The 13,368-nt window shown below is 31.0% G+C and carries 12 protein-coding genes; 4 read left to right on the top strand and 8 right to left on the bottom strand.

The annotated features are described in order from the left end of the window. Nucleotides 1-10: 10 nt before the first annotated feature. The 3 genes from SLH52_RS22470 to SLH52_RS22465 all read right to left on the bottom strand — a co-directional run bounded on the left by SLH52_RS22470 (nt 11) and on the right by SLH52_RS22465 (nt 3,617). Nucleotides 11-1,882, bottom strand: coding sequence for a M56 family metallopeptidase (locus SLH52_RS22470; RefSeq protein WP_320211437.1), 1,872 nt, complete (start codon nt 1,880-1,882; stop codon nt 11-13). A 197-nt stretch (nt 1,883-2,079) separates the two neighbouring features. After that, a complete protein-coding gene (locus SLH52_RS23470; RefSeq protein ID WP_413785579.1) occupies nt 2,080-2,187 on the bottom strand; it encodes a hypothetical protein in 108 nt (35 codons plus the stop codon). 971 nt (nt 2,188-3,158) lie between these two features. Continuing rightward, on the bottom strand, nt 3,159-3,617 hold the full coding sequence (locus tag SLH52_RS22465) for a VOC family protein (protein WP_320211436.1): 459 nt from the start codon (nt 3,615-3,617) through the stop codon (nt 3,159-3,161). 806 nt (nt 3,618-4,423) lie between these two features. Here SLH52_RS22465 and SLH52_RS23465 point away from each other — a divergent pair. Then, on the top strand, nt 4,424-4,756 hold the full coding sequence (locus tag SLH52_RS23465; RefSeq protein WP_413785577.1) for a hypothetical protein: 333 nt from the start codon (nt 4,424-4,426) through the stop codon (nt 4,754-4,756). A gap of 244 nt (nt 4,757-5,000) precedes the next feature. On the opposite strand, the gene SLH52_RS22460 is transcribed toward SLH52_RS23465, so the two are convergent. The 4 genes from SLH52_RS22460 to SLH52_RS23460 form a co-directional block, all read right to left on the bottom strand. Next, entirely contained in the window at nt 5,001-5,699 is a 699-nt protein-coding gene (locus SLH52_RS22460; RefSeq protein ID WP_320211435.1) for a Crp/Fnr family transcriptional regulator, read from the bottom strand. A gap of 367 nt (nt 5,700-6,066) precedes the next feature. Next, nucleotides 6,067-6,360: a hypothetical protein gene (locus tag SLH52_RS22455; protein WP_320211434.1), complete on the bottom strand. Its 294-nt coding sequence runs from the start codon at nt 6,358-6,360 to the stop codon at nt 6,067-6,069. Nucleotides 6,361-6,587: 227 nt separating this feature from the next. Beyond that, nucleotides 6,588-7,064 carry a hypothetical protein gene (locus SLH52_RS22450; protein WP_320211433.1) on the bottom strand — a complete coding sequence of 159 codons (477 nt, stop codon included), beginning with the start codon at nt 7,062-7,064 and terminating at the stop codon, nt 6,588-6,590. 108 nt (nt 7,065-7,172) lie between these two features. Further along, nucleotides 7,173-8,330 carry an acyltransferase family protein gene (locus SLH52_RS23460; RefSeq protein WP_413785576.1) on the bottom strand — a complete coding sequence of 386 codons (1,158 nt, stop codon included), beginning with the start codon at nt 8,328-8,330 and terminating at the stop codon, nt 7,173-7,175. 1,077 nt (nt 8,331-9,407) lie between these two features. On the opposite strand from SLH52_RS23460, the gene SLH52_RS22445 reads away from it, so the two are divergent. The 3 genes from SLH52_RS22445 to SLH52_RS22435 all read left to right on the top strand — a co-directional run bounded on the left by SLH52_RS22445 (nt 9,408) and on the right by SLH52_RS22435 (nt 12,374). Further along, on the top strand, nt 9,408-9,722 hold the full coding sequence (locus SLH52_RS22445) for a hypothetical protein (protein WP_320211432.1): 315 nt from the start codon (nt 9,408-9,410) through the stop codon (nt 9,720-9,722). An 18-nt stretch (nt 9,723-9,740) separates the two neighbouring features. Beyond that, complete coding sequence (locus tag SLH52_RS22440; protein WP_320211431.1) at nt 9,741-11,042, top strand: plasmid replication protein; 1,302 nt, start codon at nt 9,741-9,743, stop codon at nt 11,040-11,042. Nucleotides 11,043-11,387: 345 nt separating this feature from the next. Continuing rightward, nucleotides 11,388-12,374, top strand: a complete 987-nt coding sequence (locus tag SLH52_RS22435) for a hypothetical protein (RefSeq protein WP_320211430.1) — start codon at nt 11,388-11,390, stop codon at nt 12,372-12,374. A 603-nt stretch (nt 12,375-12,977) separates the two neighbouring features. On the opposite strand, the gene SLH52_RS22430 is transcribed toward SLH52_RS22435, so the two are convergent. Continuing rightward, nucleotides 12,978-13,208 (bottom strand): hypothetical protein, encoded by a 231-nt coding sequence (locus tag SLH52_RS22430; RefSeq protein WP_320211429.1) that lies wholly within the window; start codon nt 13,206-13,208, stop codon nt 12,978-12,980. Between the last annotated feature and the right edge of the window lie 160 nt (nt 13,209-13,368).

Here is a 13,368-nt window from a genome sequence, read left to right as displayed (position 1 = left end):
ATTCATAATATTATTCTTTAGTTTGAACTATAACATCCATCGGTCCAGAAATCTTTTCACTAATCGGTTTGTATTCTAAAAATTCGTTTATTAACTGTTTAATCTTTTTTTCTACTTCTTTAGCATTCGGATCTGAACTATCAATATCCGTATTAACGAAAATTGGGTCATTAATTGATACTAACGTCGTTGAAGTAACTTTCAGTTCTTCAATTTCCTTTAACCCTAAGTCAATAGCCTCAATAACACTTCTATTATCGGTATTACCTAATTCTCCAAAATAAATAATAAAAGGCCTTGTTGATGTTTCATTAAAGTTGATAATCGTGCCTTTTTCTTTAGCAAGATCGATAAATTCTCTGTGATAGTTGTTAATCTCTTCAGGGTTTGCTATCCTTTCACCATCTCTTAAAAATTCTAGATCAAGAGTGTTTCCATTATCGTACACATTAACCTCGATATCGTGCTCCTGTTCTATTTGAGCATCTATTGAAAAGAGGTTATTTTCTCCTTCCTTTTGAGGTTCTTGTGCTTCATCCTGTTTTTTTGCCCATTCTTCATATTCTACCCAATCTACAAGAACATTTACTTCGTAGTCATCATAATTTCTTGATTTAAGTAACTCTTCAACACGTTGTTGTACATCACTTTGGAATGGTTTGAAGTCCTGTTCAGTAAAAGGATAATTAGTAACATTAGGATAATACTTAATAGTAACTTCTTTATTATCAGTAGAAAACTCTAAATCATAATAATCTAAATACTTGGCCTCTGCGATAGACTGAATTTCCATTTCGATATTTAAATCTTCATAAGTATCGATTAAATTATTAGCAGCAGCATTAGTAAATGTGGTGAATCCTGACAGCGTAACTCCAACAGCTAGCGTACTTGAAAGAGTGATCCATTTCCATGATTGTTTTTTAAACATAGTAATTCTCTCCAATCTTAATTTCATATGTGAGTGATTTGTGGATATCCCAATTGATCTCGGGATAAATGTTGTCTTTGATATTTGTTCTATTACGGTAAGAAGAGAAGAACCGTACTCTAAGTGTTCTGCCCTTTTTAATCGTGATAACACAGATGCATCGCAAGATATTTCGCAATCTTTCCTCATCGCGGAAAAGCTATACCAAATGACTGGATTAAACCAATGAATAGCTTGAATGAAGATGATTAGCCAATGAACCAAAATATCATATCGCTTAATATGTGTTAGTTCATGTAACAGTACATATTTTTTTTCATTATTCGATAACCTATTAAACATATTTTTATTTAAAAGAATTTTAGGTCGAAATAAGCCAACAACAGAAGGTGTACCCGTTGATTCATCATAAATGATTTTAACTTTGGATTTATTCTTTAATTTCTCTTTGCATTCTTCTAGAAGAGTTAATAATTCACGATCATCACACTTTCTCATCTTTGATATTCTCCATTGAAAATGGAAATTCACTATTAACATAATTAACAGGGTGATGGTAGCACCCGCTATCCAAATCATTGGTAATACTTGTATTGAAGGGCTAATAGAGACTATCTTTTCTTCGTTACTACTTTTTACCGGTGACACTTCTTCGTTTGCACTATTGTTTTCTTTTACCTCATTTGTACTGGTTTGACTACTAATCAAAGATTCTTCAAATCCTACCAAATTTGAGGTGCTTAGATCTGGATCTATTTCAGGCATAAATAACGAAGTTTCAAAACTATAGGGTATGATTAGTCTAGCAATTAGCAGTAACCAAATGTAATAGTGCCAATGAGCAGACATCTTATTATGGAATCCTTTTTTCATAAGGACAATTACACCTGCCATCACACTTCCTAATAGAGACAATTTTAAAACAACTGAAAATAAACCTTGTATATCCATTTCCTCACCACACTATTCACACAGAATTATTCTTCATTATCACTTTTTTGTTGAAGAAGTATTTTTATTTCTTCAACTTTTTTCAGTCAGCTTCTCATCTTTAATAAAATTTGTAATAGACATTTGGCCAGATATCGAGAATAGACGTTTTTTGATCTCCATTTTTCAGCAAATATAAGTGGGAAAAAGAGTTTAAATCATTCTCCCTTTTTAACACCTATCACCTCTTTAATCACAAAACGATTTATTAAGGTGTGTATCGTTTTGGGATTCCAATCGGCCGTACTACTTAACTGATAAATAATTTTAGTAGGAGTCCAAGGTTAACTTTTCAATAAAACCTCTATAACTCTCCATCCTGATTCTGATATTTTTGATAGAGTATTAATATAAAGTACACCTCCTATTCAAGAATATTCAGGACTACAAATGTAGTACCTGATGACAATACTACACATGTAGTACGTAGTATGTCAATAACAATTTTAACCATTTACTTTAGTGTTGTATAAGAAGTTGAATGATACTCAGCTAAAGGAACACCAACAGTATTGGTACTGTTGGTAGAAGATAATTCCCTTCAACTGACTTGTAAATTAGATATAACAGCCTTGTATTATATTTTTTTGTATTCTTCTTTACCTTAATAATTATTTATTTTATAGGATTTAATACCTTACAAATGATGACATCAGTCATTGTAAATAATGGAATACAAAAGTGCAGCATATTAATAAATTTTATAAAATCTATTAATGGACTTTTAGTCCTATGTGAGAGAAGATCTTAAATATTTCTAGTCAGAAAACTCCAGTTTAAAGAGGAACAATGTGAAGTAATTGAAGGTTAAGTTGGAATAATCTTTGGAGAAATTAATTCTAACTACGTGGAAAACATAAGAAAAATTACACTTACAAAGTACTCATACGGGGAGGATAAAAGCGTTTTTCAATAGCCTAATGGATACTTTGTAACATAATGTGTGTAATTGACATTATCCTTTTAAATATCGTGGAGGCTTACTACTTATTGTTCTTATCAAATAGCAGTAGTCAACCCTTGGGTAGGCATGTATTTTTTAGTTTTTTTGTTATTAACTAATTAGTTAGAAACCTTGTTACTATAATTTCTATGCAATACAGCACATACATTAAATAGATTAAAACAACTTGTTGTCCTATGGCCCTTAAAATAAAAAAGACGCTTATCTTTTTTGAGATTTGCGTCATTTTAAAAAATAATAAAAAATCCAATACCGAAAATGCAGTGATTAATTTCATTCAAGACTAATCTGTTCCCACTCACTTAAATACATCACATCTTTACTTACCTTTTTCTTTTCAGGAAGCAGACATAAAAATTCCAATGAGTTCCCGTCTGGATCATAAAAGTAAATACTTGCGTTGGGTACCCACGTATGGACGATAGGTTCCGTTGACTCAAGTCCAAAGGCAGCCCTCGGACTAATTCCATGATCAAGGAGCCATTCGCGTGCATTCAACATATCTTCATAGCTAATTCTGAAAGCAAAGTGGCTCTTATGGAAACCATCATCCTGTACCTCCCAAACACCCAGCATCTGCTCTTTTTTATGATTTTTGTCAAACCAAAAAAAGGCTACCCTTCGATCTTCTATAGTATACGCATGATCCATTCCTAACTTTTTGTAAAAAGAAATGGCCTTATCTAAGTTTTTTGTTTTAACGTGAGTCTCGTATAAAGTCCCAGGAAACATTAAATCCCTCCTAATTTTAATATTTAATTGATTGTAAATATCTATAGAGTGTAAAAAATTATCCATTGTTCTGAATTGAAAATTAAACTACACGGAAATATTCTTAGTGTACACAACCATCTCCTTTATTACTAAAATGACCCCTATTGTGAACGATCAATCTATATAGTGAAAGTATTTATATAACATAACTTACTAGTTTATTTAATATCTCTAGATTGACATCACCTCTTTTTACCGAAAGAAAACCTAAAACACTATCAATCAATTTATCATTGTTCATAACCCGTACCTCAAAACTAGTAAAAGCCAAATTTACATGTAATATCATATTTTATAACCAAAGAAGGTATTAAGATTATCCTCTTATAGTCGAGGTTAACATTATGTAAAATGAATTACCTCGTAAATTAGATCTATCCTGTTTAAGACTTTAGTTGTAACTTCTACTATCATCCATTTCTTTTCATCTCTTAATAATTCTTTTAAACAAAAAACACCCATCTGTTAGCAATGCATCATTTGTGTTAAACTGTCAGTCAAACGATCAAATGGAAATTGATTGCAGAAGATCACTTTGGTTATGAGTAAGGGCTAATGTACCGTTTGTTGTATAAGAAAAAAATCTGACAGTATATCGACAGTCCAGCATCTCTGTATTTTGGTTTTTGAAACCACATTGTGAACAAAGTGGACGGATAGCGAGGGGTTTTAGATAATACAACAATGTCTTTACCATACATCATTTCAAATTCCAGCGCCACAGATCCATAAGTCCCACCGATACTTGTTGAGAAAGATATTCGTTGCATTTTTATTTTTACTATAAAAACCCTGATGAATCATTGAATATAATAAACAAAGTTCTACTAATAGATCAACCAGAAAACTCTTATAATTATCTAGATATCGAAATCAAGAGTTTAAAGGCAAATATTATTTTCAACCAAGGGGATATCAAGCAATCTATCAATATATATGAAGGTATAATGGAATCAATAAAGAATATGGAGAAAATCAATTACGGAAAATGGTATAACCGAATTACATATAATTACTCAAGAATACTATTTGCATCTAAGGACTATGTTTACAAAGGGTACACTTTATTTAAGAAGAGAGTCTGTTTTATTACTTAGAATTAATAAAGTTGAAAGTAACTTTACACTAATAGGTTAAATAAAATTAAAATTTAACTATTATTAGAAATCAACATTTTAACTGAGATTTCCTGTAATTATTATTATATATATTTACAATTCGAGTAACTGAGCCTTTCATAAAAATAAAATGCGTGGTTAAATGACGAGCAAGTATTTATATAGTGATCTAGTATTGTCATTTCTAATACTTCATTTTTTTGCTAAATGTGATGATTAAATCCTACAATTCATATAAATTCTTAATTGTGATTTCCTTTAATTTGATTTCATCTAAAACCTTGATTTCATTGTTTTCTTTCATAACTAGTCCCTGATCTGTCATTTTTTTAATGGTGCGTAATAGATGTCGATAACTTGTTCCTAGAAGGTAAGCTAACTCATTGAATTTAACAGTATAACTAGGTTGAAAAGATCCTACTTCATCACTTATTTCAAGCATGTAACTTGCTAATCTCTCCTCTAATGATGTATAGACAAATAACTCAAGTAAAGCCGTTGTCGAGGAAAGCTTATGGGCTAACGCTTCATTTATGTATTGCATAAACTTTAGCTTATTGTTTCCATCTAATTCAGACAAATCAGTGGATGAAATCCTCAACACATAAGATTCCATGGTTGTCTCATGGTGAAATGCGCAATTCGATTTTTTGGTTATATATTCTAATTCTCCAAAGACACTAAGTGGGTTTGAAAATTTAAAAAGAAAGATTTTACCTTCTCGGTTTAATTTATAGGTTCTTACCTTCCCTTTTACTAAAAAATATAAATTATATAGATTATCATCTGCATCAACAATACGTTCCCCTTTGTTATATTTACAAAGTTTTATATTAGATATAATTTCTTCAGGTAGGAAATCAGTTATTGCCCATTTTGAGATAAAGGATTGTTTTAAAATAGCATCGTCAACGATCTTCAAGTTTCTCTCCCCTTAACATCCAATTTCTTAATTTACTTTTTAGGTTACAGAATATAATATTAGGTCAACAAAATAGCTAAATACCTTTAAAATTATTAGTAAATCATTATTTTAGTCATTTCTAATTTCGCTAATTCCCCCACTTATTTTACAAAATGATAAAGATGTTCTTTTACTATTATCAATTTATACCCCCCTTTTTATACCCTTTTGAATTCCCAACACTGATAAGACCTAGTCGTATTAATGAAGTATGGCCCTTTATTGCCGGTAAATGATAAAAAAGGCTGTAGACTTTGTCTACAGCCAGAATACTATCAAAAGATATTCTCTCTTTTACTTTAAGATCCAATTGTTTAGAAAGGGTTCATTTAAATATTTTTAGTATTCCTAACATGAAAATGAAAGAAAACCCAACAATCAAAACAAGCCTTAGGAAATAATAATCAAGCATGAAACTTATGATAATTAAGGGTATCCCAACCATAGCAATAATAGAAGTAAATTTAGTATATTGTATAACCTCTTTCGATAGTTCTGGTTCTTCTCTATACATCCATCTTCTCCCGAGGAATATACTTTCCTCAGGAGAAAAATAAGTCCAAATTAACAAACCATATATAGGAATTAGAAAAATAACAATTATAACTAGGTCTAACATAAAGCCCCCCTATTCTTTATCAACATATTCCGTATTTTGAAAATCAAGCAGTTGTGACGAGGAACTATTTTCTTCAACACCTTTGCAATAAACAGCAGCTAACCCTACTGTTGTGAGAAAGTTCATAATTAATAACTTCAATTTCTTTTGATTTTTCCTTATTTTTCACACTATTACATCTCACAAATTTTCTATCTATACTATTTGATATTGCTTAAAACAAATATTTACTGTGAAATTGAGTTCCATTTACTAATAAAATGATCAAAATCACGTGTGATTTTCAAACCATTGTCATTAGATATTGTTAACTGTCCATCTATTTCAATAATCTCATCAGCACCGATTTTTAATGTTAAAGTATAATTATAATCTATACTGCTATTTTCATTTTCTTCATATTTTTCAAGTATCACATCTACTAGTTCAATGCTTTTGTTTAGTTTTTTTGCAACATTAGGTGCTAATTCAAAGATCCTACCTACATTTTGTTCATTTAAGGCAGCCTCTGATAAATACCCACTAACATTTTCAGAAATATCAAGCCCTGAAGGAGGTGAAGACGGGTCTTCTATAGTGTACTGCTCTTTTTTGTATGCCATCACAAGTTCATGAACTTCTTCTTCATTTACAACTTCGTTACTGCAGGCAACTGAACTGATAAGGAATATTGCAAATAAAGTTAACCTAACTAACTGTTTCATTCAAATCACTTCCTTTTAATTAGAATGTAAGAGCTATCTTTCTATCTTAGTTTTTATATTAATGTATATCTCTGATATTGCAGATGACATGTGTCATCTTTTCATAGATTAAAAGCATGGTAAATAATTGAAAGTAATCAATCTTGCGTTCTCAACAAGTAATTTCTCAAATCGGTTACTAGTCCAGGAATGTAAAATATAGACAATAATTATAAACATAATTATAGAAATTTTAATATAATCAAGCGGCTTCTTAAAAGTAGTTAATGAGAACTTGTATTCGACTAAAGGTCTTGTAAATGAAATGAAAGGTTTAGAACTCAATAGTAATGTGATAATTATTGCAAAGAATGGAATAATAATAATATGAATCTTACTCCATTCGGTATACCAATCTAGTGTTTTAATATATTTAATGATAAAGAAATGAAATATATATACATATGCCGTTCTTTTACCAAGTGACGTGAAAAACACCTGTTTTTTCGTAACCCAAGGTAAAAAGGAACATATACCGCAAAGCATTATAAAGTAGATGATAATACGATATAATGTTCCACCTAATAGAGAGTGTCCTATTGTATCAATTGAATATTTACCTAATAGATACATTCTAAAAATAGAAGAATCTGCAACCCAAATAATAGTGATGCAAATTATAACTAGAACTAAGGATAAATATTTCGCGTACTTATGTTTTGCAAAATGAAAATGTTCTGCTTTCATGTAATAACCAATTAGAAAAAACGGAAAGAATACAAATGTCCTTGATACACTTAGGTATGCGCCTGCATTGTCAAAAAATCCAATCCCTATGCCCAGTAAAAAAGCTATCACAAGAGAATACTTTAATTTAGTGAAGATAAATAGCATTAAATTCCAACAAAACATACTTAATAAAAACCACATTCCCATAGTTGGCAAAAACAATGACAATTGGACTGACTCGTAACCATATAAAACAAAGTTATAATAGGAATATAAAACTTCGAAAATAACATAAGGTAGGATTGTTTTGCTACTAACCTTCTGTATGAACCCTTTTTTATAAAAATTCTTAGAAAAATAGCCTGCTATTAATATGAGAGCAGGCATTCTAAAAGTAGCCAAGAAGTTTATCATAAGATATAGAAATTCATTATTCCCCTTAAACATACTAATTAAGTGTCCGAAAACGACCAAAAAAACAAGAATAAACTTTGCATTATCAAAAAAAGGATCTCTGCTCTTCTTGAGTTGTTTAGACTCTATGCTGATAGCAACCACCCCGTATTAAGTAAGTAATCTAGTATTAATAGTTTGTCCGTCCTTTTAAGGTTAGTATCTACCGTCTAGCAACCCTCCTCCATCTGAGTTAATTAGAATGTAAGTTCTGCCTTTCGAACTTAGTTTTATATTAAGGTTTATTTCAATATTTTCAGATGACATATGTCATCTTTGAATTGATTTAATAATAGTAAATATTAAAAATATTCTACTATTCTCATACCAATCACTCCTATTTCCAAAAAACTATTGCTACCGCATTGGTCGAAAAGAGAACTATCTAGTACCTATGAAGTTATATACAAGATTCAATCCCTTCTACCATTATCAACCAATTAATAATTTTACTATAATTCACTAATAGCACTCCAATTACGTCCAAAGCAGTTAGTATTTAGTGATACGAAAATATACGAGAAATTTCATTCCTTTTCGTTCCGTAGAAATTCGTTTACATTTGAATAATGAAAGTTGTAAATAATAAAGCGATCGAACAAATAAATAGCTTTAATTTATTCGAGATTTTTAAGGTGCTTATATTAAGAATCACAGAGTTAAAAATATCCTTACATGTGAGCTTCAAAAAAAAAATAAGAAAGATATTAATTTACCCTTTCTATTGATAAAGGATTTTCGTTTTTCATGTTAATAAATTCAGTAAGATATTCTTCTATCATTTGATTTCGTGATACGAAACATCACGAATTAATTTGTTTCGTATCTAAGTGGAATTAATTGATGGAATTATTAATGATAAAGCACTAACACTTAAAATTTTTGTAGTCCTTGGTCATTTTTATTACGCAATACTGATCAATATTTAAATTGATGAGAGACTAAATTGTGAATTAGAAGATAGTACAGCGATTATTGCATTAATTATTGCCGCGATAATTAATGCAATAAATTAAATCAGGTGTGAAAACGTAATATCTACTGTTATATAAGGAGTTTAGGTAGTTGACTAGTGGACTTAGTCAATATATAATTTTGTTAACTCAGTTATTGAGGCAATAATAGAATTAATAATTACGGTCATAACTGACGCTCTAATTACTCCGCTGGAGGTGTGAACTTTTGACAAGAGAAGAAATCCTTGATATATTGTTAGATCGATTAGAGGAAGGAACTTGGGTACTTGCAGCTTTAAAAACTGCACCAAAGCCTCTACTTAAAGAACAACTACGAGATAAAGTAAATGAGTTATACAGCGAGAAAACAGGAGCAGATGAAACACAACAGTTGATTTCATCCAGATACATCTTAGATACATATACATCAAGGCTAGAAGGAGCAGGTCTAGTAAATGTAGAAGTTATTGGACGAGCCAGGTTATTTAGCTTGTCAGAATTAGCACATGAATTATTGGAGTACAGAAAATCAAAAAAATAATAAGAGGAGGAATTTGATATGGCAACTGCTGTAGATTTCAAACAATCTCTACTACAACGAGATGACCTATCAGTGAGTTTACGTTTTGGTTATTTAGGATTAGGGATGGGAGGTTGTTCTATTGCAGCATCCTGTGCAGATATTAGCACAAAAGTTACCAACTTAAAGTATCCATATACCGCCCTTCTCTTAAATACCAATAAAATGGATCTCGAAAAAATTGATTACCGAAATCCTAACATAAAAAAGCTTACAATTGGAGATGGAAAAGGCGCTGGTAGAAATATCAGTATTGGTGAAACTGCATATATCAATGACCAGGAATTAGTAGAAACAGAAATCAAAAAACAATTTATGACATCAGACTTCGTATGGATAGTCGCAGGATTAGGTGGTGGAACTGGTACTGGGACTGTTATTCAAGCGATTAAGTCCCTTCACTCAAATGGTTATAAGAAACGTTTTGGTCTTATCCTTACCCTACCTCGCGTTCAAGAAGGATCAACTGTACTAAGCAATGCATTAGAACGCTTGCAGACGATTTCACAAGTAATGAAAGGTATGGGCTCTATAATTGTTGTAGATAATCAAAAACTTTATGATTACTATACTAAGGAAGCTCCAAATGCAACTGTATCGGAATACTTATCCTTTAGTAACCGTTTTGTGGCTGAGACACTTCATGAGTTGAATGTTGTTACATCAAGTTTCAAGCCATATGGAGAATATCATTTTGATAGCTCAGAGTTTGAGAACTTAATTAAAACACCAGGTTTACTACATTTAGCGAAATTTTCATCTAAATCGTCTGAAATAGATTCAGAGCAACAAATCTCGTACTTAACTAAGCTAGAAGACTATGTAAATGAAGGTGTTCTATCAGATGGCTACAAGTTAAATAGTGCTGATAGATTAGCAGTTAGTATAATTGCTAATAAGACCACTGCTGATCGTATTTTCAACATTCAATTTACAAACAACATCGAGAATGCTATTGATACAATTAGTCCTTCTGCTGATGAAAAACCAATTGCGCAGTATATTGATGATCGAAAAGATGCTAACTATGTTCAATTTTATGCTATGTTTGCTGGTCTCTCCCTACCAAAGCGAGTTTCTGAGTTGGTTCAAGAAAATGAGAGATTGATACAATTACAAGAAGAACATAAAAATGATAGCGATGATGTACTATCTGCCCTTTCTACATTTAAAAGAAAGAAAAACGAAACACATGATGATCTAGACGATTTATTCTCGGACTCAAAGGCTGAAGATAAATTGTATAATGATACTGAATATAATCCCCTTGACGATCTTTAAAAACCTTGCCTTAGCAAGGTTTTTTTATTTGTGCGAAAAAAATCGCATCGATTCGTAGGCTTTATTTCACTTTGCGAAAAATATCATTTCAATTCGTTATTCATACTACGATCTACTTCTATCAACTTCTATTAACTAAGAATAATTTAACTACTCTAATTAGTGCGAAGCTATACGAAAGCATACTACGTATAACTAAGCGATAAATATTATTGAGATGATGGTAGATTAATAGTGTCGTAGTTGGTATAATCTGATAAAATATAAGGTATAAAATGAAATTTATATCGTTTCGTTTCTTTTCGTATCATTTAGTTTTAAGGTGTAGGTAAGGGAGGGTTTTCCTTGAGTGCTTTTTATAATGAAAATGACTTAATCGCAAGAATTGAAGATGAATTAAAGTATGATCCACTATATAATCAGATAAAAGAGCGATCAACATTAAAAAATGATTTGTTCGATTCTGTATTTATTGAATCATTACAAGAAGATATGCATCGATGGTATAGTATTGCGGAAGCTGGACGTATCTTAGGTGGAGATAAGGCAATTGCTGCTAGTACGCTCAAGCATTACATAGATAACTTAGATGAATATGTTTTACCTGATGAAGCACCACATTCAAAATACGTGAGGTTGAATTATCTATCTATAATAAAGCTAAGAATGATATGGCTTTTAAAAGATGAGTTAAAACTTAGTGGTTTAAAAGCAGAAGTAGGTATTATTGGTTCTCCAATAAAGAATCAAACCTTTTCTCCATCTACTGAAGACAACAGTGAACTGCGGTCATATATGCAAATGACCAATTTATTAGCGACAATTTTCATGGAGACTGATGAAAATGGACGTCCGCAATTAAAACGTGAAATATCTAGTCTCATGCAAAACAACCAAAAACTTCTTGAGTCAGCTAATTTTATGCAAGTAGTGGGTGAGCATAAGCAAACTATTGATGAATTGAAGGAAAAACTTAATGAAGAGTCTGAGAAAAGAGAAGATCTAGAAAAGCAAGTTGAAGAAAAATATATTAAACAATTAGCTATGAAAGATGAGTTAATTGATGAACTTAAAAATGAGCTTGATAAACGGCAAGAAAGCCTTTCTGATTTTAAGTCAGAAATAGATAAAACATTTGAAAAGAAGGTTGATGAAAGGGAATCAAAGTTTCTAGAAATGGTGAAGAAGGATAGAATGCGCTCTAAAGCTAAACAACTTGCTGAAGAAGAATGGGACAAACAAGGTGCATTTAAGCGAGCATTTGGTAAGCGTTCTGAATTTATTAATACGAAAATTAACCACCACCTTAGTAAACTTGATGAAGAAGACTAGTTGTTCAATTCTAGAAATGTCATTGAAGAACTGATACCCAAAAAATAAATAGATTAAAGACGACAACTAAAGAATCTAACTTTGGTTGTCTTTTTTCTGTAAACAAGTTAGGTAGGGTATATCCTTGTATTAAGCAAAGCGCGAAAGGCTACGAACTTCTACGAATCTCTAGACTAATCAAAAATATTAAATCCCATTTCCGTTATAGGAGGGGGATTTTTAAAGTTCTATACGCAGGGTAAGTATTCATCATGGTATATAGGAATTAGCTAAGATCTTCTGGATGAAACAATGCTATTAGCTTATAAGACTTATTTTGTATTGTGTTTATTAAACCATTAATGGCAGAAAACAATCGAATTTAATGAACGGGTAAGGATGTTAATATTAAGTGCTTCGATTGAAGTAGCTTCAGAGTTAAAAGTAGGGATAAGAATACGATAAATATGGCAACCTATACCAGGTTTGTCAGTCCAAGTAAGATTTGGGATTATCGATCCTTCAAAGAAAAATTGATTAGTAACAAAGGTTTGTGAAGGTTTTATGGTTGTAAGATTATTAAAATCTCCACCGTTTGTTGAACGTTGAAGGATATAATCTAAATTAAAAGTTATAAAAGCTGGATCTAAGGGGAATTGTTTGAAATTGAACAAAAAATTCTACAGATGAATCTAGTTTGATTTCTGCATCTTTGTTTTTAATTAAAACAGTTAGAGGTAGTAATGCTAAAGGTAACATAAAAATACCATCAGGTACGATATTAACAGCAGAATCTGTTTGCGATTTAAAATATTGAGGACATTTATCACCATTACACTTGCAGTTTTTTACCATTATTCCATCAGTCCTTAAAAAATAGTTATTATTAGTAAATGCAAATAAGGTGAAAGTGCAACTGATATAAGTCCAAGTGTCAAATTATTGTTAATTAAGGAAACTCAAGAGTAAATATGTTTAGTTAGAAGTGAAGGCAATACTTCTAGGAGTGCTACCA

Origin of the sequence: Cytobacillus sp. IB215665, assembly GCF_033963835.1 — a bacterium.
GTDB lineage: Bacteria > Bacillota > Bacilli > Bacillales > SM2101 > Nanhaiella.
Note: the sequence above shows the minus strand (reverse complement) of the source record. Positions and strands in the feature narration are given on the sequence as shown.